This window comes from Helicobacter sp. 11-8110 (assembly GCF_003288905.1).
GTDB classification, from domain to species: Bacteria; Campylobacterota; Campylobacteria; order Campylobacterales; family Helicobacteraceae; genus Helicobacter_D; species Helicobacter_D colisuis.
Genome location: NZ_NHYL01000006.1, coordinates 16,270 through 38,220 on the forward strand (window position 1 = coordinate 16,270; position 21,951 = coordinate 38,220).

Here is a 21,951-nt window from a genome sequence, read left to right on the forward strand (position 1 = left end):
ATTAACCTTTAAAAGGAAAATTTCCAAGGTTTCCAAGCATTCCCATTGCCATTTTTTTCTTATTTCCTTCTACACTTTTGCAGACATCATTAATTGCACTCATCAATAAAATTTGAAGCGATTCTTTATCTTCTAATAATGAATCATCAATACTAATATCTATAATTTCTCCCTCACCATTAGCACTCACGCTTACTAATCCTCCACCACTTTTGGCACTAAAGGTGAGATTTTTATTTTCTTCTTGCGCGTTTTTGAAATTTTCCTGTAAATTTTCTAGAGTTTTTGCTAAGTCTTCTGGATTAAACATTTTTTAATTCCTTTTTGATTTGAATGATTTGATTATTTTCATCTACCAAAACTACTTTAGGTTCATAGTTTTCTAGCTCTTCTTTGGAGAATTGAGCATAAGCCATAATGATGATTTTATCTCCAATTTGCACTTTTCTAGCAGCAGCACCATTAAGGCAAATATCACCACTTTTGCCTTCAATAACATAAGTAGAAAATCTCTCGCCATTATTAATATTAACAATATCAACCTTTTGACCCTCTAAAAGCCCAGCAGACTCCATAAGTTTGGTATCAATCGTAATGGAGCCAACATAATTAAGATTAGCATCACTCACTCTTGCGCGATGAATCTTGCTATAAAGCATTGTAAAATTCAAAACTTATCCCTTGTTTTTGACTTCAAAAATTCTTGATATTTTAGCACATTTTAGAAATGTTTGTAGTTATTTGTAGTCATTTATGACTTTTAATAATTTTTTATTCTAATTCTAACCATTTTTTGTAGAGTGGTAATTGGTGTGTGATGCTAAAGGTTTTGGCTTGAGATAAAAGATTGTCTTTTTTGAAGAAATCAGGATTTTCTAAAGCCCAATGAATAGCTTCTATCATAATTTCTTTATTGTTAAGAGGAGTAGTGATGCCACATTTACCAAGTTTAAAGTTTTGCATTTCTTGGGTGCTTTGTAAAATCATCTGAGGCGCACAATCAGTCGTGATAATAGGAATCCCTAGAGCTAATGATTCCACTAAAACATTGGGGAATCCCTCATGATTTGAGCCAAAAAGAAAAAAGTCTGCACAACTAAGTGGCGCATAAGGGTTAGTAGTCGCCCCTAAAAGCGCAATATGATTTGTGAGTTTAAGGGCATTGATTTGCTTTTGCAAGGATTCTCTTAGCACACCCTCTCCAAGAATAAATAAGAAGATATTTTTCTCTTTGAGTGCAGCTAGTGTGTTAATTAGCAAGGCGTGATTCTTGCCCTCATCAAGTCTGCCAATGCTAACAAAAATTTTTTTCCCCTCTAGTTTTTTGGCTAGAATTTTTTCTTTGAGTGGAGTATTTTCTTGACTTAGATTCTGGATTTTTTCAAGATCAAAGCAGTTTGGGAGTAGGGTTGTTTTGGATTTTGGGACTTGAAAATTTGAGATTAAATCTTGCAAGTTTTGTGGAGAGTTAGCTGAAATTTTATCTGCCCTTTTATAGAGGGCTTGGATAAGAAAGCGATTGATTTTGGATTGTAAATTTCCATAACCATATTGTTTGCTAGGGTAACTGCGTTCTGAAATGAATATTTTTGGCTTTTTGGCAAAAAAGGAAGCAAGAATATTGATGTAATTTGGGCGTGTCATAAGCGAAAAAGAATGCGTACAATTGCGGATAATTTTAGAATATTTATAAGCTAAAATAGGTATTTTGATAAGTTTTTTTAGTCCGCTCTCATAAGTGGAATTTTTGCCTAAAATAACTTTGGTTACATTGCTAGGAATCTTATAGTGGCAAATATCTTCTAGTAAGACAAGTGTGATTGGATATTCTTTGCTTAGAGATTCTAAAAGCAGTGAGGTGATTCTCTCTGCGCCACCTGGACCAAGTGAGTAAATAAGGATAACTAAAGACATTGTTTTAGCTCTTTGAGAGTGGATTCGACCATTTTTTGAGCAGAAAAGTTTCGCAAAATATGATCTCTTGCTTGTTTTTTTAGGGTTTGCAAAGAATCTTTTGGAAGTGCTAGGATAGAATCTAATCCTTGACAAAAAGATTCTAAGTCTTTTTTAGGGAAGCAATAAGGGTAGTTTTGCTTAAAATTAGCAATTATTCTGCTTTCTCCAGCATCGCTAACAAGTGGAATGCATTCACACGCCATAGCTTCGGCAATAGAGTTTGAAAAACTCTCTGTATAAGAGGTTGAAAGAATGCAGTCAAAAAGAGAATAAAACATTGGCGTGTCTTTTTGGATACCCAAGAACAAAAATCGCTTTTTAAATTCCCCTAAAATTGTCTCACACTCTTTTAGAATCTCTTCATTAATTTTTCCAATGGCAATAAAAAAAACTTTTTGATTCTTAGCTAGAATTTCTTTAGCACCTTTTGCAAGTAGTGGATAATCTTTGACCTTATCCATTCGTGCAGCTATTCCAAAGACAAAAGAATCTTTGGGGATTTTTAGGGAGCTTTTAAGGGCGTTAGATTGCTTGGGGTAAAACTTAGTTGTATCAATGCCATTGTAAATAATTTTGGCTTTTTCCATGTTGTATTTGGCATTTTTATAAAAGCTAATGGCATCACTTGAATTGCAAATAATAGTTGCTGCTTTGGAGCTTAAGAATCTTTGTAAGTAAAAATAAATTTTAGAGAATAATGAAAGTCTTGCTATGTCAATTCCACTAGAGCGGAATCCCCAAATAACAGGAATTTTTAAAAAGCTACTAGCCAAAAGGCTAAAAAGATTAGAATCAGGCATAAAAGCATAAATGCAATCAGGTTGAAACTCTTTTATAAGTTTGCGATAGTGCCATAAAAATAGAAAATCTCCCTTGCTTTTTTTGTGAAGACAAAAATGTGGAATCCCATTAATTTCATCTGCTAATTCACCTCCGCTATAAAAAGTGCAAAGAAGCAAATTCACTTCTTGCTTTTTGGCTAATCCGCGTGCTAGTAGCACCCATTGTCTCTCAGCTCCGCCAACAAAAAGAGAGCGAATTACAAGCAGAATCTTTATTTTTTTCATTTTTCGATTCTTTGGCGGACATTAAAGCGTGGTATAAATGATTTGGGCAAGAATAAATAAACTAGTGCTTTGAGTGCTTTGAGATTAGGATAGATAAGAAGGCTTTGTAGAATCTTTTTAAAAGCGTGTTTATTATCTCCACCTTGCCGATAAAGCAATGCGGCTGTTGCACAGAGTTCAGCTAGGTATTTGGGGCATAATTCTTTGCGTTCTTTATAGAATAATAAAATGTCTTGCTCATAATTTTTAACCATCTCAAGGGGTTTGTATTTCATATTGTGCGTAAGTGATTCAGCATGTATCCGATAGAATTTTAAAGGACGATGGAGATAAAAACAGGGGCTCTGTTTGTGCATTCTAAGCCATAAAAGCCCAACATTTCCGCGTTTAAGATTTTCGCTAAAGCGCCTTGTTCCAAGCAGTTTTCTCTCAAAAAGTGTAATAAATTCTCCCTTTAAGTTGCCACATAAAACTTCTTTAAAAGACACTTCGCGTGTTTCATTTATGCCTTTGCCAGAGAGAAATCCATCATCGCTTCTTGTGCAGTTTGCAAGAATGATTCCATAATGTTTATTAAATTGCAAATAAACTTCCACCATTTGGGAAATTGCCTCTTTAAAAAGTAAGTCATCATCATCTAAAAGTAGCACTAAATCTCCGTTTGCATAATCTAAGCCATTGTTGCGATTCCCAGCTGATCCTTTAGAATGAGCATTTTGAACAACTTTAATATTAGGATGATCTTGGGCGTATTCACAGGCAAAGGTAAAGGTGTTATCACTAGAACCATCATCACTGATAATGATTTCCAAATTTGGATAATCTTGCTCTAAGATACTTTCAATCGCTTCTGTAAAAAAATATTCTCGGTTAAAGGTTGTTAGAATGACACTTACCTTTGGAAGATCTATATTTTTAGAAGTCATTTGTATCCTTGTCTTTAAAATCGTATCTTATAAATCGGCATAAGAAATCTTTTTTGGAATCCCTTTTTTAATCTGATAAATAGTATCACATTTTTGAATAGTGCTTAGGCGGTGTGCGATGATGAGTAGAGTTTTATTTTGTGAGATTTGATAGATTTCTTCCATAATTTTTTGTTCAGTTGTATTATCTAGAGCGCTTGTTGCTTCATCTAAAACAAGTATCTCAGGATCCCCATATAATGCTCTTGCAATGGCGATTCTTTGTTTTTGTCCGCCACTAAGTGCGATTCCGCTATCTCCTACTTGAGTATAGATTCCCTCTTTGGTCGCTAAAAAATCATAAATATTGGCTAATTTTAAACAATTTATCATTTTTTCTTCATTAAATTCCCTGCCAAAGGCGACATTGTCTGCGACATTGCCATCAAAAAGATAAACATTTTGTGGAATGTATCCTATTTTACTTCTCCAGCTTTTGAGATTTTTATCACAAAGTCTAGTTTGGTCAATGTAAATTTCTCCGCTATTTGGCTCCAAAAGGCTAATAATGAGATCTACTAATGTGCTTTTGCCACTACCTGATTCTCCTATAAATGCAGTTTTAGAGCCTTTTTTGAGAGTGAGATTTACATTTTCTAACACCTTTTTGTCTTGTGTGTAGCCAAAACAAATATTTCTAAGTTCAATTTTTTCGCAGAACTTAATTCTTTCATCACCTAGTTTTTTGGTTTGCATTTGAATGTCTTGATAGATGATCTCTAAAGAGCGGTAGTTAAAAAGGATTTTATTATAGGAATCTAAAATTCGATTAATGGAAGGCAAAAGTCGATAGAGAGCAAGGACATACATTGATAATAAAGGGAGATGAGATGACATATTTTTGCCATCGGTAATAAAGAGATACAAAACAACAGCAATCATCATACAAAAACCAATGGCTTCAAGCAAAAGACGCGGAATATGAAAAAAGGTTTGATTTTTGATATTAGCCAGTGAATAACCCCAAGAACTTTGGGTGAAATGATCTAAAATGGTTTGATTATTGCTTTGAAGTTTGATAATTTTGTAGTTTCCAAAACTGCTTGCAAGGCATTCAAAAAAGCTTTTTTGATAGAATTCTTTTTGTTTGCCTTGTTTTTTGATTTTTTGTGAGACAAATTTACTCATTAAAAATCCAAAGAATCCGAGCATAATGGTAAGCCCTAGCGTGATTTTGAAATTCACAAACAAGAGTGTTCCATAAATCAAGAGCACCACAAACACTTCTGAAGTCATAAATAAAATAGCTGCAAGCAAAATAGTAAAATTATGGGCTTCAGTGGTGATTGTTTTTGTGAGATAGCTTGTGTTTTTGGTTAAAAAATCTTGGTAATTCATACCCAAATAATTTACAAATAAACGCCCTACAATAAGATGATAACGCCCAAAAGTAAAACGAGCCAAAAGATGCTGATAGATGAGGTTTGCAATGCTTCTAAAGCAATAAAATATCAAAAGTGAAATTCCAAAAAAGACAACAAAGTGATAAGCAGAATCAAATTTAAGAAGATGATAAAAATAAGCAAAATAAGGCTTATTTTCTATTAACGATAAATCACTTGCTATAGAAATAAAAGGAGCAATGGCGGAGATTCCTATTAACTCTATTAATGAGACAATAAGTGAAACAAAAAGTAAAAAATAAATATAGATTCTATCTTCTTGAGAGAGAATTAAATCAAGCTTAGCAAACATATTTACCTTTTTGTGTTTAAAAATTTCTGAAATTATAAAACAAACTTGGTGTGAAGTTTTTTAATTTGCGTAGTTTTCTTAAAAAAATTATATTTTTTAGAGTTTATTTAACGCAAAATAAAGTAAAATTTTATAAATCTTAAATTTTAAAATAAGGAATAAATCATGAAAACTTTAGCTGTAATTGGACTTGGTTATGTTGGATTGCCCTTAGCTGTAGAGTTTGGAAAGAAATACAAAGTAATTGGATTTGATATTCACCAAAAGCGCATCGATGAGTTAAAAGAGGGTTATGATAGGACTTTAGAAGTTGAAAAAGAAGAATTACAGAGCGCTAAGGGATTGAGTTATACAACAAACTTAGAAGATTTGAGAGTAGCACAAATTTACATTGTTACAGTTCCCACACCCATTGATCATTACAATAAGCCTGATTTAACGCCACTTCTTAAGGCTTCTAGCAGTGTGGGTAAGGTGCTAAAAAAAGATGATATTGTGATTTATGAAAGCACTGTTTATCCGGGTTGCACCGAGGAAGATTGTGTGCCAATTTTGGAGCGTGAGAGTGGATTAAAATTTAATGTGGATTTCTTTTGTGGATACTCTCCAGAGCGGATTAATCCAGGTGATAAAGAGCATCGATTGCCTAGCATTAAGAAAGTTACAAGTGGCTCTACACCACAAATTGCCCAAGAAGTCAATGCGCTTTATGCTAGTATTATTGCAGCAGGCACTCACAAGGCTTCAAGTATTAAAGTAGCTGAAGCAGCTAAAGTTATTGAAAATTCCCAAAGGGATATTAATATTGCTTTTGTCAATGAACTTTCTTTGATTTTTGATAAAATGGGAATTGATACTCTTGATGTATTGGAAGCTGCAGGGACAAAGTGGAATTTTTTGCCATTTCGCCCAGGGCTTGTGGGGGGGCATTGTATTGGGGTGGATCCTTATTATCTTACACACAAGGCAGAATCATTAGGCTATCATTCTCAAGTGATTCTAGCAGGGCGACATATTAATGATAATATGGGTGTTGTTGTGGCTAATAAAGTGATTAAATTGATGATTAAACAAGCGCATCAAATCGTGGGTAGCAAAGTGGCGATTTTAGGGATTACTTTTAAGGAAAATTGTCCTGATATTCGTAATTCTCGCGTAGTAGATATTATTAAAGAATTAAAAGATTTTGATTGTTGTGTTGAAGTGTTTGATCCTTGGGCTGATTTAGTAGAAGTAGAGCATGAGTATGGATTGACATTAAAAGAAATTAAAGACTTTAAAATGCAAGATTATGCTGCTGTTATTGTGGCAGTGGCACATAATGAATTTAAAGAGCTTGATTTTAGCAATAAAGGCAAGACAATCATTTATGATTTAAAAGGAATCTTGCCAAAAGAACAAGTAAGTGGGAGATTGTAATGCAAATTGACACTAAAAGGCAATATAATTATACTTCTAGCTCCATTCGCCCTTTGCAAATTCAAGAATATTTTCCTATGAAAATTGAGATAGATAAAACTATTTTTGCTAATTATCTTCTAGCTCCCCTCCTACTTGTAATTCTTTTTCCAAAGGTGAATCGCAAGGCTTTTTGGAGGAATTATTACAAAAACTACAAAATGATTTTTCCAAAAAACAAAATAAAATCAAGAAAGAATTAAAATGGAGAGGGATTCCACAAGAACTTGCCTTAAGTTTTTATCTTAATGATTTTATCCACAAAAGCAAACATTACACTCCAAGAGATATTAAAGAAAATGTTGTTTTTACCAATCTGATAGAGTATTTTATGGGCTTAAAATATGCACATTGTGGGCAAAAACCTTATGCATTGCAAATGCTCTTAGAATATTTTGGGATTTCATCAAGAGTGATAAGCTATAGTGATTTATTTGGGTGGACTCATGGATTTTTACAAGTAGAAATTGAAAATAAATGGAGAATTTTAGATCCTACTTTTCATGTTTATTTTGATATTGGAGTAGAAGATATTATTGAAAATCCCTATTGTAATAGAAAAATACTTTCTTTTTGGAGTGAGGAGTTTTATGTTGATAAAACAATAAATTATAATAAATTTATCAATTCGCAAATTGATGAGAGAACTCATACAACTTTTAAATATTGTCGAGAATGGTTTATGTTTGCCGGATTTTATCCCTTTGTTCCGCCTATTTTATATTTTCAAGAAAATATTAAGGGTGAGGTGGTAAAACTCTATGATATAAGAGAAGATAGAAATTATCAATTTGTTTAACAAGCTGAGGTTTTGGTTGATAGGCAATCTTAGTTGGGCTAATTTAATGTTTAGATTGCTGGTATTTTGCTGTGATTGCTTGAGAATATCCATTTTTTTTAAGCAAAAGATTGATAGAATCCTAGTAAAAAATAAGGATTTTGATGAGCGCGTATGAGACCATCATCGGACTAGAAGTGCATGTCCAACTTAACACCAAAACTAAAATCTTTTGTTCGTGTGCCACGAGCTTTGGCGCAGAACCAAATACCAATGTCTGTCCTACTTGCTTGGGACTTCCAGGTGCATTGCCAGTGCTAAATAAAGAAGTGGTAAAAAAAGCTATTGCTTTTGGCACCGCTATTAATGCACAGATTAATCAAAACTCTGTATTTGCGCGCAAAAATTATTTTTATCCCGATTTACCAAAAGCTTATCAAATTAGTCAATTTGAAATTCCCATTGTAGGGCGTGGAAATATAGAAATAGAAGTCAATGGTGAGAAAAAAATCATCGGCGTTACACGCGCACATATGGAAGAAGATGCCGGAAAAAATATCCACGAACACGATTACTCCAAAGTCGATCTAAACCGCGCTTGCACACCACTTTTAGAGATTGTGAGTGAGCCAGATATGCGTAGCAGTGATGAAGCAATTGCATATCTAAAAAAACTCCACTCTATCGTGCGATTTTTGGATATTTCTGATGCAAATATGCAAGAAGGAAGCTTTCGCTGTGATGCCAATGTTTCTATCCGCCCAAAAGGAGATTCTAAACTCTATACGCGCGTAGAAATTAAAAATCTTAATTCGTTTAAATTTATCCAAAAAGCTATCGAATACGAAGTGGAGCGACAGATTGAAGCGTGGGAAGATGGCAAGTATCAAAGCGAAGTAGTGCAAGAAACGCGTCTATTTGATACTGCAAAAGGCATAACGCGATCTATGCGTGGCAAAGAGGAGGCTGCGGATTATCGCTATTTCCCTGATCCAGATTTGTTGCCTGTGTATATTGATGAAGAGTTAATGAAAGAGGGGAGAGAGATTCCAGAAATGCCTGATGAAAAAAGAGAGCGTTATGTGCGAGAATTTGGCATTAAACCCTATGATGCAGGGGTGCTTACCTCTAGCTTAGAGCTAACACAATATTTTGAATCTATGCTTGGGTTTGGCGCAAGTGCCAAAGGTTCTCTCACTTGGCTTACCACAGAGCTTTTGGGGCGTCTAAAAGGTGAGAATACTTTGCAAACTTGTGGGGTAGATTCACGCACACTTGCAACTTTGGTGTGTAGCATTGATGAATCTAAAATTAGTGGCAAAAGTGGCAAAGAAATTTTAGATGTCTTGGTAGAGCAAAAAGGCGGTGATGTAGATAGCCTTATAGATTCTATGGGATTAGCACAAGTGAATGACGATGGTGCAATCCTAGCTACCATAGATTCTGTGCTATCTGCCAATACCGATAAAGTCGCGGAATACAAAAGTGGCAAAGATAAACTCTTTGGATTTTTTGTCGGTCAAGTGATGAAAAATAGCAAGGGAGCAAATCCTGCTAGAGTAAATGAGCTTTTAAAAGAAAAATTACAATAGATTTGATTTTTTGGCATAAGCGATTTAAAAAAGCTTATAACAAGGTATTAGGATAGGTTAAAGGGCAGTCTTATAAAATAATAAAATACTTTGAGGAGAGTTTATGTGTCATTCACAAGATTTGTGGAATCTTACTCCGCTTTTTTCTAACAAAGAAACATTAGAAGAATCGTTGCGTAATGAAATTAATCGTGCAGCAAAGTTTGAAGAACAATATAAAGGTCAATTAGCCACACTTGATCACCACTTCTTTTATCAAGCTATCAAAGAGTATGAAAAGATTTTTGAAAATCTATCAAGGGTAATGACTTATGCATTTTTGTGTTTTGCGGCTAACACTAAAGAAGGTGCATTTTTAGCCAAATGCGAAATGGAAGTTAATAAAGCACAAGATAAATTATTGTTTTTTGATTTAGAATTTAACGCACTAGAAGAAAACAAAAAAAAGGATTTTATTTGCAATGCAAAAGAATATAGCTATTATTTGGAACTTTTAGCTAAAAACGCAAAACATCAACTCACTTTGCCTGAAGAAAAAATATTGTTAAAAACACAACCTGTGGGTGTAGATAGCTTTAAGCGCTTTTTTGATGAGCATTTAAGCCGCTTGAAATTTGAATTCCAAGGCAAACAATTAAGCGAAGAAGAGATTCTAAGCTTTCTTTATGATAAAAATCAAGCAACAAGAAAAGAGGCTGCAAAATCTCTTAGCGTAACTTTGAGAGAAAATTTGGAGCTTTTGGCTTATATTTACAATGTGGTGCGTAAAGATTTGAGAATCACAGCAGAATTAAGAGGCTATAAATCGCTAGAAGAATCACGCCACAATGATAATCAAATTACCCAAAAAAGTGTGGATAGTATGGTTAAGAGCATTAATGATTCAGTAGGGATTGTAGAGGAATACTACACTCTAAAAACAAAGCTTTTGGGATTAGAGAAATTATATGATTATGATCGCTATGCGCCACTTTTATGTAGTGAAGATTCAGAATTCACTTATGAAGAATCTAAAAAAATCGTTTTAGAAACCTTTAGAGAGTTTTCGCCGCGGTTTTATGAGATTGCTAAAAAGGCTTTTGATGAGGGGTGGATTGATTCGCATCCAAGAGAAAATAAAAGAGGAGGTGCTTTTAGCCATAGTGCAGTGCCAAGTGTCCATCCTTATTTGATGCTAAATCACACCAATAAAAGACGAGATGCTTTCACAATGGCTCATGAATTAGGACACACAATTCATCAATATCTCTCTTATAGGGTGGGTTATTTGAATGCAGATACTCCCTTGACAACAGCAGAAACTGCCTCTGTCTTTGCTGAAATGCTTTTATTTGACAAAATGAAAGAGATTTTATCTAAAGAAGAAAAAATCGCACTTTATGCAGGGAAGTTAGAGGATATTTTTGCAACACTCTTTAGACAAAATGTTTTTACTAATTTTGAAAGAAGGGTGCATCAAGAAGAATCGGAGTTAAGCGCAGATGAGTTTAGCCAAATATGGCAAGAAGAGAATCAAAAAATGTTTGGCAAGAGCGTGATTTTGACTGAGGATTATCGTTTGTGGTGGTCGTATATTCCGCATTTTATTCATACTCCTTTTTATTGCTATGCGTATAGCTATGGGCAACTTTTGGTTATGGCACTTTTTGGTGTTTATAAAAAAGAGGGAAAAAGCTTTATAGAGAAATATGAGAAGTTTTTGAGCTTAGGAGGTAGCAAATCGCCAAAGGAATTGGTAGGTATTTTTGGCTTGGATATTGAAGATGATGATTTTTGGAAAATAGGGATCAAAGAAGTAGAATCATTGCTAAAGGGATTAAAAGAGATTTTATAAAGGGGGAGGTAGCAGCTATGAATTTAGAGAAAATCCTGCACGATAAGAAATTTATGGAGCTTAATAAAATGCATTGTCGTAAGATATTAGAGTATTTAATCCATAAAAAAATCAATTTTTCCATTGTTTGCAATGTTTCTTGTGTGAAATTTGAGCCTGAACTTCCAAGTAATATCAAGGCAGCCTTTAGTGAATTAACTGTGTTTATTTTAGCAGGTTATACTTTTGAGAGTTTGGAAATTGATGAGAATAATCTCTATTTTGAAGCAGGGTTTGGTGAAGAAAATTTGGGTAGTTTTGTAACAACTCCTTTGGAATCTATTGTTCAAATTTTGCTACCCAATGAAACAGATATTCGTGCTGATTTTTGCGTTTTTATTAATCTTTTGGCGACTTATATTGTGCCGCAAAATGAGAATGATTTTGGTGATGATGGTGTAAATAGCTCTATGAAAGCTTTATTATCAAATCCAAAGAATCGTAAATTTAAGAAATAAAAATGGATAATATTTTTGAATTTTTAAGGGGGAGTTTGTGGATAAAAAAATTAACTTAAAAATATTTCGATTTGATGTGCAGACAGATTATTTGCCTTATTTTTCAAAGTTACAGATAAAAATAGACAAAGAAAGAACACTTTCAGAATTATTAGAAAAAATAAAAGAGAATCTCTTTGGTTTTGCTTATAATGCTTATGGGTTTAAAATCAATGGAATCGTGGTATGTGATTTTGGCTTAAAAATAGAAGATTTGATTGGAAGATTTGGGCTAAATTGGACAATAGAACCTTTGAATATGAGATTGGTTACAAAGGATCTGGTGATTGATACTAAGCCATTTTTGCAAAAGATTCAAGAATTGGAAAGATTTGGGCTTAATCAAAGTGAGGATTTTGTGCTTACATTTTTTCCATTTGCTTATGCTACGCCCATTGGCTTAGAAGAAAGTAGTTCTAGTGAAGTGTTTTTTGTGTTAGCGTATTTGATTTATCAAGAAACTAACAATGAAGCAATACTTGAGTTTGTTACAATGGGAGAAAATAATATTTTTAATACCCTAGCTATTAAAAATTATGTTTTTCCGATGAATAGTTATGTTGATAATTATTTGAATGAATTTAAGAAAATTATCTTTAAAAAAAGTAATCATAAAGAAGTGAAGAATTTAGCTAAATTGCTTTTAAATAGAATTTTATAAAGGGAAGTGTGATGAAGGAATATATTTTATTACATAATGATTTTTACCCTAAAAGTGCTTTTATTTTGACAGAAAATTTAAAGAAGCTTTGCCAAAAACTACAGATTCCTATAGCTGGGATTCAAAAAATTGCTTGTGAGAATCGATTATTACCCTTTGTGGATGAGCTAAAATATTATGGGCAAATTTTAAGAGCTTTGGTAGAGGCACAAAAAAAAGAGAGTAAGCTTTTGGTTTATGATAGTCAAACTTTGCTTGGAATTTTGGAATTTTTTAGAAAATATTATGAAGATTTGGAATTCAAAGAGCAATTATTGAAAGATTTTGGTATAGAAGTGGATATTTTGGAATTAGAGAAATGTTTTATTTTTATGCCAGAAGTGATTTTGCAAAATATCAAGGGATTGCATAAGAAGAGAAGATGGGAGGGTTTTAAGTGCGCATTTTTACTAGATAGAGAATTGGAGAAAATAGTCAGGGATTATTATCTTATTGAAGAATTTGAAAATATTTTGGGACTCAAAATTTTAACTTTCTATAAAGATAGTCTTGATTATTTACTGCTTAGCAATAAGAGATTGGCTCACAAAATGGGTGGTAGAGATTACTATGAGATGGTGGATTGTGGAGTGGATTGTATTATCACGCCAAATATTGGAAATTTTGAGCTTTTAGATAGGAATGCCCATGAAAATAAAAGAGCTTCAGGGCGCGATGATTTGGAGATTCCGCTTTTGTTTATTCCACAAATTTTTCTAGCACTATTTGAAGAGTTTGGTGCAAGCGATCTGTTGTTTGATCAGCATATCATAGCTCCAAAGATGCTTTAATGGTTGTAGCTTTAAAGGTTATCGCATCATTAATTATTGCAATGGTTTGGTATCAGCTGACTTCAAACCAAGAAACTGCTATTTTCTTTTTTGTTTTAATGCTGATTATATTTTTTATTCGCCCCATTGCTTATCAAAGCCCAACAGAAAGGCAGGATTATTTGGATAAATTCCGTAAAGCTAAAGAGAGACAAGCTAATATTGAGCAGCTTCGCAGGGAAGAAAAAAAGAAAGTCCAAGAAGAGCGAAATAGAAAAAAACCAAAAGAGTCAAAAGAATAGTAAATGTCTTTAATGCTCTTGCAAACAACTACAACACCGGAGAATTCAGAAATATTAATTAAAGAAGCTTTGGAAAGTGGTTTGGTTTCTTGTGTTCAAAAAGTGCCTATAAAGAGTTTTTATTATTGGGAAAATACTCTAAGAGAAGATAGTGAGATTCTGCTAACTTTCAAGGTTAATCAAGGTGATTTTGAAAAATTAAACAAACTGATAGAAGCAAAGCATATTTATGAGATTCCAGAGATAATCGGAGTGCATTTAGATTTTGTCTCTAGCAAATACCAAAAATGGCATAATGAGACTAAAAAACTCCATAAAGGAGTTTTGTAAGACTACTTTTTACTTTCTTTATACTCCATAATCATGGCTAGAGCTTCATCTTTTAAGCTAAGCTTTTTCTTTTTTAATTCACTTAGTTCAATATCTGTGGCGTGCTCTCTACCCTCGCTAATGTCTTGTATCTTTTGATCAAGTTCGTTGTGCTCATCAAAAATTTTTGCAAAATGTGCATTTTCTTGCTTAAGCACTGTGATTTCATCTCTGTATTCGTGTAGCATTTTTACTCCTTTAAATAAAATAATATTATAAACAAAATTGCCTTAAAAACATTAGGCAAAACAAAATTTAAGTGCGATAATCCGCATTGATTTTTACATATTCATAGCCTAAATCACAGCCATAGGCAACAAATGATTCTTTACCTAAGCCGATATTGCAAGAGATTTTATAAGAATCTTGCTTTAAGACTCTAGCGGCTTTTTCTTCATTGAGGCTATCAAAATAGATTTTACCCTTGCTATACACGCAAATTTCTCCAAAATTAATCTCTAAGGTATTAGGATCACATTCAATCCCACTTGCACCAATAGTAGAGGCGATTCTTCCCCAATTTGGATCGCAACCAAAAAGTGCAGTTTTTACTAATGGAGATTGACTAAGAGCCTTCGCGCAAATCTCTGCCTCTCTTTGTGTTTTAGCACCCTTAACTTCAAAAGCAACGAGCTTAGTGGCTCCTTCTCCATCTCGCACAATATCAGTAGCAAGTTTATGCATAATTTTTTCTAACGCAAAGAGAAAGGCTTCTTTGTCGTAATTGCCACTTTTTTGGTTACTAAGTAAGAGAATCGTGTCATTTGTTGAAGTATCACCATCAACACTAATGGCGTTAAAAGTTGTTTTTGCTGCTTCAAGAAGAAGTGGGCGCATATCTTCTTTGGGGATAGCTGCATCGGTGGTAATAAAGCAGAGCATTGTAGCCAAAGAAGGATTAATCATTCCTGCTCCCTTGCAAATTGCGCCAATCTTAAAACTTCTTGTATCATCTAAAAAAACTTCAAAAGCAATGGTTTTGTTGAAGCGATCGGTTGTCATAATAGCTTGAGAAGCGTTTTGATTATTTTTTGATTCAAGATGAAATTTGCTAAAAGATTGCATAATCTTTTCTTTTGGGAGTTGCACTCCAATAGTCCCAGTTGAACTCATTATAGGATTGATGATATGGGGGAAAGTGGTTTGTAATTTTGCTAAGATTTCTTGGATATTTTGGATTCCCTCTTCTCCAGTTAGCGCATTGGCATTTTTGGAATTAACTAAAATAAAATTGGTTTTAAAATTATCTCCATATTGCCTAAAATGTGTAATGGGGGCAGCGCAAAATTTGTTTTTTGTAAAAATGCCCTCTACATCACATAAGGAATCAGCATAAATAAAAGCAATATCAAGCTGTGAATCAGCCTTTAATCCTGCACTTACTCCATCACAATAAAAGCCAATAGGCGCACAAACTCCATTTTCAATTGGAAAAAGATTAAACATATTTTAACTCCTCTGGTTTGTCTTTTTTAGATACTAATTGCTTAGTTAGGCGTATTCCATGTGAAGTTCCAATTACAAGCAATTTACATTCGCTAGTTACAAGTGTATCTCCATTGGGCATAGAGATGAATTTTCCATCTTTTTGCGTGATTCCGACAATGGAGGTTTGTGTGATTTCACGCAAGTGAGATTCTTTTAATTTTTTAAGAACAAGCCAAGAATAGCGTGGAACGACAATTTCCTCTAAATCTAAAGGTGTGTCTTTTTGGTAAGCAAAGCGTTCAAGCAGATTCTCCATATCTGGTCTTGTTGCCATTGCATTTACTCTTTGCGCAAAAAGCTTTGATGGGGAAACAACAGAATCTGCACCAAGTTTTTTTAACTTTTCTTCTTCTTCGCTATTGTTTGCATTGGCAATAATAAAATAAGGCTTTCTGCCTAATTCCTTTTCATAAAGTCTTACAGAAACAATTTGGGCAATATTATCAGCGATATTGTTAGACAAGGCAATTACTCCCCTTGCGCTAGATAAATGGGATTTTAGCATTGCGATTTCCTCTAAAGGATCTTCATTGATAAAAAAAGGATAGCGATACTTTAGGGCAATGTCTTCTAATGATTGATTGCTATCTACAACAACAAATGGAATATGAGCTTCTCTGAATTGTTTGGAAAGTTGAATGGTGTATTCATTGTGATGGCAAATGATAAAATGATTCTTAAGACGCGCAATTTTGTAAATCATACTCCGCTCCTTGATGACTGAGATAAGTTTTCCTCGGTTTAAGGTGTCAATTACGCCGATGACGCAGAAGCTCAAAACAGCAGAGCCTGCCAACATAACAATGGCAGTATAAATAATGCTTAAAGCATCAAATTCGCTTTCTTTTAGAGCACCAAATCCAGTTGTTGTGAAAGTATAAGAGCTTTGAAAAAAAGCTTCAATCAAAGTGTAATCGGTGATGACAATATAACCAAGTGTGCTAAGCAATAATCCTAGAAAAAGTAAAATAAAAGGAAGGCGAAAAGGCTTGAGTTGCTCATATAATAAGCCAGATAAATCAATATCAGGTTTTTGAGTGCCTTCCCAATGAAGAAGTTTTTTGAGTTTTGTGAAAGCCACTACTCAATCCTAAATCAGGATTAAGAGCGTTTTTTCATTGTGCGTAGAGTAGAAGCAGCGATTCTAACTTTTGCAGTTGTGCCATCTTCTAGTTTGATGCGAACTACTCTTAAATTAGGTAATGAGCGTTTTTTTGTCTTGTTGTTTGCGTGGCTCACATTGTTTCCAACCATTGGACCTTTTCCGCTAAAAACACATCTTTTTGCCATTTTTGATTCCTTAAGAAATTAAATAAAATAAACCATAGATTCTAGCAGAATCTATGTAAAAAAAACTTTAAAAGCACAAAGCTTTTATAATCTTTTTTTGATTTCTTGCACAATGTGGAATCCATGATTAAGTGCAGCCGCAATAGAACCGCCATTTTTATAAAGAATATCCCCAGCAATGTAAATTTTATCAATTGAGCTTTGGTGATTCCCATCAATCAATGGAACTCCATTGTCATCAAGTGCTAGATTGCATTTTTTGAGAAAATCAACAGGAGCCATTCCGCCAATAGCATAGACAACTCTATCAAAAGTTTCACTTGTTCCATCGGTGAAATTCACTTTTGGTTTTCCATTTTCATCTTCAAGGCTAACAATGTCAATACCAAGTTTTGGAGTAATTTTCCCAGCCTCTAAACAAGCATTTAAGTTTTCTTTATTAGTTTCGTTGATTCTAGAAAACTCAGTGCGTCTGTAATTAAGCATCACAGGATTGGTATCACTAAGCACACAAGCATACTCTACAGCGGAGTTTCCTCCACCAACTACAAGAATTTTTTCATTGTTTTGACAGCTGTTAGCGTTGAAATTTACTACACTTCTAATAGTGCTTGGAATCGGATAAGAAGGCTTGTTTGGCTGCCCCATTTTCCCAATAGAGATAACGATAAATTTTGCCTTAATAGAAGTGTTTTGTGTAGTGTGAATTAAAAAATATTCCCCTTCTTTTTTGATTGATTCGACTTCTGTTTGGAATTGTGCTTCAAAGTTATTTTTAGCAATAATCTCATCAAATAAATCCAAAGTGCTTTCTTTAGTGCCATCACAAAAATAGATATTTCCATTAAGCTCTACTTTTTGTCCTTTGTAATCTTTATCAACGCGTTTATTATCTTTGTAGAATTTGCGAATAGTTGTGGAGTGATTTTCCCCTTTTTCAAACAAGATAACATCTTTAATTCCTAAAATAACTGATTCCACTGCAGATCCAATTCCGCCTGGTCCTCCACCAATAATTGCAATATCATAAATTTCTTTCATTTTTTATCCTTTTTAATAGGTTTGTTAGTTGCAGCTCGGCGCAAATCTTCTTCATTATCAAATAAAACGCCTTGCATCATTTTTTTCTCATCATCAAATTGTCCATTTTTCAATCCCCAAAGAAATGCAATTAATCCTAAAAGCCCTATGATTAACGAAGTTGCAAGCATAACTCCCACCATTGTTATATTCATAAGAGCTCCAAAAAAGGCTGGATTGCTTCAAAATGCAAACCCATCGCATTAGAAGTGCTACCAATTTGCTTTTTGATATATTTTTTGTGGAATCCTTCCACCATAACTGCCCCTGCCTTATTTTGCCATTGTTGGCTTTGAAGATAGACTTCCAAATCATCTAAATCAAAGCTGGAAAATTCATAAGTAGTTTTGCCAAGATTGATAAAATAAAATTTGTTAGAATGTAAAATGCAACAGCTCAAAATATGGATAGAACTTCCACTTTGCATTTGAAGAAACTCTTTGGCTTCTTTTTGATTTTTGGGTTTTCTTTGTAAAGTATTAGCGCATTCTATGACGCTATCAACTACTAAAAGCGGAAGCTCTAAGCCATAAGTTTCTAATGCTTTTTTGTATTTGCAAACTGCAGCAGTATAAACAAAACTTCTTGGACTAGATAGCTCTAAAGTCTCCTCATCAAAGCCATTATCGCATTGTATAAAGGTAATTTCATTTTCTTTTAGAATCTGCTGTCTGCTAAGCGAAGTTGAACATAATCTCAGCACAAAAATCCTTAGAATTGAATTTAGGCTTTCAATTATATTATTTTTTGGATTATAATGCCATTAAGTTTCTTTAATTTTGAAAATTGCTGCTACAACTGCAATGGCAAATCCACTATCATGAGAAATAGAGAGACTTAGTGAGTGGAGATTAAAATATTTCATTTTGTCTTTTGTTAAAGTAAGTAGGGGGGCACCTTTTTTGTCTTTTGAGATAATCATATCATGGAAGTTTAATTCTTTAGATATTCCGCATTTTAAAGCTTTAGAGCAAGCTTCTTTTGCCGCCCAAAAACCAGCAATGGTCTGGGGGGTTTTAGCTAGTTTTATTTCTTCAGAATTAAGGAATCGAGCAAGTCCTTTATGATTAAATTTTTGCAAAAAAGCTTCTATTCTTGCAATAGAAACTAAATCTACTCCAACTTCAAACAAGGACTATTGCACCACAAATTCAGTGAAGAAAATATTTGAGATTCTGCCATCTACTAAAAATTCATTAAGACGAGCAATAATTTCTTCTTTTAGTTTTTGTTTGCCTCTTGTTGTTTGTATTTCTTCAAAAGTTTTAGAAGCTAAAATACTAATAATAGTATCGCGTAGAATATTGACTTTTGTGTCAAGTTCGGATTGCATTTTAGCAATACTCATTTCTAAAGCGATTGAAGTTTTTAAATAGCGTTTTCCACCACCTGTAGAAACCAGATTGACAATAAATTGATCAAGAGGATACATAGGACCTACATTAAGAAGTGAGCTATTTGGATTTGCCACACTACTTTTAGAAGCAGAGCTTTGAGTGGGCTGATTTGCATCTTGAGTTTGTGTATCATCTCCACCACTAAAGATTAAGATTCCTACCACAATAAGAATAATCAAAAGCAATGCAACTACACCAATAATAACAAATAAAATCATTTTGTTTTGTTTAAGACTTGCTAGTTTGGATTCTTTTTGTTCTTCTTCTGCCATTTTAACTCCTTATTTTTAGAAATATTATATTATTTATCATATTAATTTTTCAAGTAACTACCAAGCCATTTGAGTTCTTTTGGGTAGCGTTGAAATAATTCATTAATATTAGCATCATCAATATGTCCATCAATATCAATAAAAAAACAATACTGGAAATCATCTCCAGTGTGTGCAGGGCGCGATTGTATAGAAGTCATATTGATATTTAAATCTCTAATATCATAAAGCAAATTATACAAAGCACCTGGTTTGTTAGTATTAGTGAGATTGGCAAAAATTGAAGTTTTATCTTTGCCACAGCGTTGGTTTTTGAAGTTGCTAATAATAATAAAGCGTGTTTTATTGCCTGCGCTATCTTCAATATTTTCAAACAAAATAGGCACATTATAAAGTTTAGCAGCAATATGAGAACAAATTGCAGCGCATTGTGGATTTTTGGCGGCAAGTTGCGTGGCTTTTGCAGTAGAATCAACAGGGATTCTTTGAATGTGATCAAGGCTGTGTTCGCTTAAGAAATGGTGGCATTGTCCAAATGCAATGTCCTTTGAATAGATGATTTGTATGTCTTGGAGTTTTTGTGAAATGCTTGCAAAGCAATGATGGATAGGCATATAAATTTCAGCAACAATTTTAAGATCAGTTTCCTCTAGCATATCAAGAGTCTCTCCAACAGCGCCATTTTGATTGTTTTCAATAGGCACTACTGCATAACTTGCTCTTCCTTCTTTGACGCTTTTAATAGCAGAAGTAATAGTGTTGTGAGAAAAATATTCACATATGGCGCCAAAGCGACTTTCAGCGGCTTGGTGTGTGTAGCTTCCAATAGGTCCAAGATAGGCTACGCGTTCTGGTAATTCAAGGTTTCGACTTACTGCAAAGATTTCTAGATAAATTGATTCAATGGCACTTCTAGTTAAAAAGGTTGGTTTTTTATGATCTAGTCTATCAATGATTTCCTTTTCTCTTTCTGGGCGATAAACTGGAGAATTGGTTTGGATTTTGGCTTTACCAATTTGTTTAACAATCTCCATTCGTTTCTCTAAAAGTTCTAGAATACTATCATCAATCTTATCAATTTCATTTCTAAAAAGCTGTAAATTCATTTAGAATCCTTATAAGTAATCTTTTTCTAGTGCAATTAAATCTTCAAAAGTTTCTCTTTTACGGATTAATCTTGATTTTCCTTGTGAAATAGCTACTTCAGAGCATCTAGGGCGTGTGTTGTAGTTACTTGACATACTAAAGCCATAAGCTCCAGCACTAAGAATAGCAAGTATATCTCCGGCTTTTAAAGGAGGTAAAGCAATATTTTTACCTAGATAATCCCCACTCTCACAAATTGGTCCTACAATATCTGCAGGAGTGGCTTCTCCTTCTTGTGAAGTTAAGGGAGTGATTTTATGATAAGCATTATAAAGGCTAGGGCGGATTAAGTCATTCATTGCGCCATTTACAATAATAAAACGCTTTTCTTGAGAAGTTTTTTCATAAAGCACTTGAGTTAAGAAAACTCCTGAATTCCCCATAATAAATCTACCAGGTTCGCAAATAATAGTTACATCAAGCCCCCTTAAGCACTCTAAAATGCTTTGAGCATAATCGTAAGGATTAATGGTTGTTTCATCTTTGTAAGTAATTCCTAAACCCCCACCAATATCAAAGAATTTAATGTCAATTTTAAGCGCTAAAAGACTATGAAGTAGTTGAGCGATTTTTTGTGCGGATTCAGAGATAGGCTGGAGTTTGGTGATTTGACTTCCTATGTGAAAGTGGATACCTATGGGATCTAGAGATTCTGATTTGTGAGCATGGAGATAAAGACTTTTAGCCTCTTCAATCCCAATTCCAAATTTGTTTTCTTTAAGTCCTGTTGAGATATAAGGGTGGGTTTGTGGATCAATATCAGGATTAACGCGAATAGAGATTCTAGCCTTTGTGTGAAGAGTTTTTGCAATTGATTCAACTTTAAGCAACTCTTCTTTACTTTCAATATTAATAAAAAGTATCCCAAGCTTAATAGCTTCTTGGATTTCATAGTCTTGTTTGCCAACTCCGCTATAGATGATTTTATAAGTTGGGATACCAGCTAGAATGGCGCGTTTAATTTCTCCTAGCGAAACACAATCTGCACCGCTTTCTAAAGAGGCTAGTTTTTTAATAACGCTTAGGTTAGAATTTGCTTTTAGAGCATAGCAGATTAATGATTTTCTGCCACTAAAGGCAAGTTTAAATTGATTAAAATACTCTTCAATTTTATCAAAGTCATAAACAAAAAGAGGGGTTTGGTGCTCTTTGGCTACTTGCAACAAAAGCTCTTTATTTAGATTGCCATCAAGGTTGGGAGTGTTTGGTAGTGGAATATTTTTCATAAAACTCACTTTAAAATAAAATTTTTGAGA

General features: G+C 33.8%; 26 protein-coding genes. 9 read left to right on the forward strand and 17 right to left on the reverse strand.

Annotated elements, in window-relative coordinates; genetic code table 11:
* Nucleotide 1: 1 nt before the first annotated feature.
* From CCY98_RS06190 to CCY98_RS06215, 6 genes are all read right to left on the reverse strand, one after another.
* Nucleotides 2–310: a YbaB/EbfC family nucleoid-associated protein gene (locus CCY98_RS06190; RefSeq protein WP_112057702.1), complete on the reverse strand. Its 309-nt coding sequence runs from the start codon at nt 308–310 to the stop codon at nt 2–4.
* Entirely contained in the window at nt 303–671 is a 369-nt protein-coding gene (gene panD / locus CCY98_RS06195; RefSeq protein ID WP_112057703.1) for an aspartate 1-decarboxylase, read from the reverse strand. Before panD ends, CCY98_RS06190 begins: the two co-directional genes overlap by 8 nt.
* A gap of 100 nt (nt 672–771) precedes the next feature.
* The gene (locus CCY98_RS06200; protein ID WP_112057704.1) at nt 772–1,914 is read right to left on the reverse strand and encodes a glycosyltransferase; all 1,143 of its coding nucleotides are present in this window, start codon (nt 1,912–1,914) and stop codon (nt 772–774) included.
* Complete coding sequence (locus CCY98_RS06205) at nt 1,905–3,023, reverse strand: glycosyltransferase (protein WP_112057705.1); 1,119 nt, start codon at nt 3,021–3,023, stop codon at nt 1,905–1,907. Before CCY98_RS06205 ends, CCY98_RS06200 begins: the two co-directional genes overlap by 10 nt.
* Nucleotides 3,020–3,949 carry a glycosyltransferase family 2 protein gene (locus tag CCY98_RS06210; protein ID WP_112057706.1) on the reverse strand — a complete coding sequence of 310 codons (930 nt, stop codon included), beginning with the start codon at nt 3,947–3,949 and terminating at the stop codon, nt 3,020–3,022. Before CCY98_RS06210 ends, CCY98_RS06205 begins: the two co-directional genes overlap by 4 nt.
* A gap of 27 nt (nt 3,950–3,976) precedes the next feature.
* Nucleotides 3,977–5,683, reverse strand: coding sequence for an ABC transporter ATP-binding protein (locus CCY98_RS06215; protein WP_112057707.1), 1,707 nt, complete (start codon nt 5,681–5,683; stop codon nt 3,977–3,979).
* Between the two features lie 165 nt (nt 5,684–5,848).
* Between CCY98_RS06215 and tviB the strand changes: the two genes are divergently transcribed.
* From tviB to cutA, 9 genes are all read left to right on the forward strand, one after another.
* The gene (gene tviB, locus CCY98_RS06220; RefSeq protein WP_112057708.1) at nt 5,849–7,102 is read left to right on the forward strand and encodes a Vi polysaccharide biosynthesis UDP-N-acetylglucosamine C-6 dehydrogenase TviB; all 1,254 of its coding nucleotides are present in this window, start codon (nt 5,849–5,851) and stop codon (nt 7,100–7,102) included.
* 172 nt (nt 7,103–7,274) lie between these two features.
* Nucleotides 7,275–7,940 carry a hypothetical protein gene (locus CCY98_RS06230; RefSeq protein WP_112057710.1) on the forward strand — a complete coding sequence of 222 codons (666 nt, stop codon included), beginning with the start codon at nt 7,275–7,277 and terminating at the stop codon, nt 7,938–7,940.
* A gap of 143 nt (nt 7,941–8,083) precedes the next feature.
* Nucleotides 8,084–9,511, forward strand: a complete 1,428-nt coding sequence (gatB, locus tag CCY98_RS06235) for an Asp-tRNA(Asn)/Glu-tRNA(Gln) amidotransferase subunit GatB (protein WP_112057711.1) — start codon at nt 8,084–8,086, stop codon at nt 9,509–9,511.
* Between the two features lie 103 nt (nt 9,512–9,614).
* A complete protein-coding gene (locus CCY98_RS06240) occupies nt 9,615–11,345 on the forward strand; it encodes a M3 family oligoendopeptidase (RefSeq protein WP_112057712.1) in 1,731 nt (576 codons plus the stop codon).
* 17 nt (nt 11,346–11,362) lie between these two features.
* Complete coding sequence (locus tag CCY98_RS06245; RefSeq protein ID WP_112057765.1) at nt 11,363–11,842, forward strand: hypothetical protein; 480 nt, start codon at nt 11,363–11,365, stop codon at nt 11,840–11,842.
* 37 nt (nt 11,843–11,879) lie between these two features.
* Complete coding sequence (locus CCY98_RS06250; protein ID WP_112057713.1) at nt 11,880–12,542, forward strand: hypothetical protein; 663 nt, start codon at nt 11,880–11,882, stop codon at nt 12,540–12,542.
* Nucleotides 12,543–12,553: 11 nt separating this feature from the next.
* A complete protein-coding gene (locus tag CCY98_RS08455; protein WP_181566555.1) occupies nt 12,554–13,372 on the forward strand; it encodes a hypothetical protein in 819 nt (272 codons plus the stop codon).
* Entirely contained in the window at nt 13,372–13,653 is a 282-nt protein-coding gene (locus CCY98_RS06260; RefSeq protein WP_112057714.1) for a hypothetical protein, read from the forward strand. Before CCY98_RS08455 ends, CCY98_RS06260 begins: the two co-directional genes overlap by 1 nt.
* Nucleotides 13,654–13,656: 3 nt before the next feature.
* Nucleotides 13,657–13,983, forward strand: coding sequence for a divalent-cation tolerance protein CutA (gene cutA, locus CCY98_RS06265; RefSeq protein ID WP_112057715.1), 327 nt, complete (start codon nt 13,657–13,659; stop codon nt 13,981–13,983).
* 2 nt (nt 13,984–13,985) lie between these two features.
* Here the strand turns inward: cutA and CCY98_RS06270 are convergent, their stop codons facing one another.
* The 11 genes from CCY98_RS06270 to lysA form a co-directional block, all read right to left on the reverse strand.
* Nucleotides 13,986–14,210, reverse strand: a complete 225-nt coding sequence (locus tag CCY98_RS06270) for a DUF465 domain-containing protein (RefSeq protein WP_112057716.1) — start codon at nt 14,208–14,210, stop codon at nt 13,986–13,988.
* A gap of 67 nt (nt 14,211–14,277) precedes the next feature.
* Entirely contained in the window at nt 14,278–15,468 is a 1,191-nt protein-coding gene (argJ, locus tag CCY98_RS06275) for a bifunctional glutamate N-acetyltransferase/amino-acid acetyltransferase ArgJ (protein ID WP_112057717.1), read from the reverse strand.
* Nucleotides 15,461–16,591 (reverse strand): potassium channel protein, encoded by a 1,131-nt coding sequence (locus CCY98_RS06280; RefSeq protein WP_112057718.1) that lies wholly within the window; start codon nt 16,589–16,591, stop codon nt 15,461–15,463. The genes argJ and CCY98_RS06280 overlap by 8 nt, the downstream gene beginning before the upstream one ends.
* A 20-nt stretch (nt 16,592–16,611) precedes the next feature.
* The gene (rpmB, locus tag CCY98_RS06285; protein WP_006656301.1) at nt 16,612–16,800 is read right to left on the reverse strand and encodes a 50S ribosomal protein L28; all 189 of its coding nucleotides are present in this window, start codon (nt 16,798–16,800) and stop codon (nt 16,612–16,614) included.
* 84 nt (nt 16,801–16,884) lie between these two features.
* Nucleotides 16,885–17,841 (reverse strand): NAD(P)-binding domain-containing protein, encoded by a 957-nt coding sequence (locus CCY98_RS06290; RefSeq protein ID WP_112057719.1) that lies wholly within the window; start codon nt 17,839–17,841, stop codon nt 16,885–16,887.
* Nucleotides 17,838–18,035: a cbb3-type cytochrome oxidase assembly protein CcoS gene (gene ccoS, locus CCY98_RS06295; RefSeq protein WP_112057720.1), complete on the reverse strand. Its 198-nt coding sequence runs from the start codon at nt 18,033–18,035 to the stop codon at nt 17,838–17,840. Before ccoS ends, CCY98_RS06290 begins: the two co-directional genes overlap by 4 nt.
* Entirely contained in the window at nt 18,032–18,583 is a 552-nt protein-coding gene (gene maf, locus CCY98_RS06300; protein ID WP_112057721.1) for a septum formation inhibitor Maf, read from the reverse strand. Before maf ends, ccoS begins: the two co-directional genes overlap by 4 nt.
* A 60-nt stretch (nt 18,584–18,643) precedes the next feature.
* Nucleotides 18,644–19,012, reverse strand: a complete 369-nt coding sequence (gene acpS / locus CCY98_RS06305; protein WP_112057722.1) for a holo-ACP synthase — start codon at nt 19,010–19,012, stop codon at nt 18,644–18,646.
* Between the two features lie 3 nt (nt 19,013–19,015).
* On the reverse strand, nt 19,016–19,549 hold the full coding sequence (gene fliL / locus CCY98_RS06310; RefSeq protein WP_112057723.1) for a flagellar basal body-associated protein FliL: 534 nt from the start codon (nt 19,547–19,549) through the stop codon (nt 19,016–19,018).
* A 41-nt stretch (nt 19,550–19,590) separates the two neighbouring features.
* Nucleotides 19,591–20,655, reverse strand: coding sequence for a prephenate dehydratase (gene pheA, locus CCY98_RS06315; RefSeq protein ID WP_112057724.1), 1,065 nt, complete (start codon nt 20,653–20,655; stop codon nt 19,591–19,593).
* 9 nt (nt 20,656–20,664) lie between these two features.
* Nucleotides 20,665–21,921 (reverse strand): diaminopimelate decarboxylase, encoded by a 1,257-nt coding sequence (gene lysA, locus CCY98_RS06320; protein ID WP_258439527.1) that lies wholly within the window; start codon nt 21,919–21,921, stop codon nt 20,665–20,667.
* Nucleotides 21,922–21,951 lie beyond the last annotated feature (30 nt).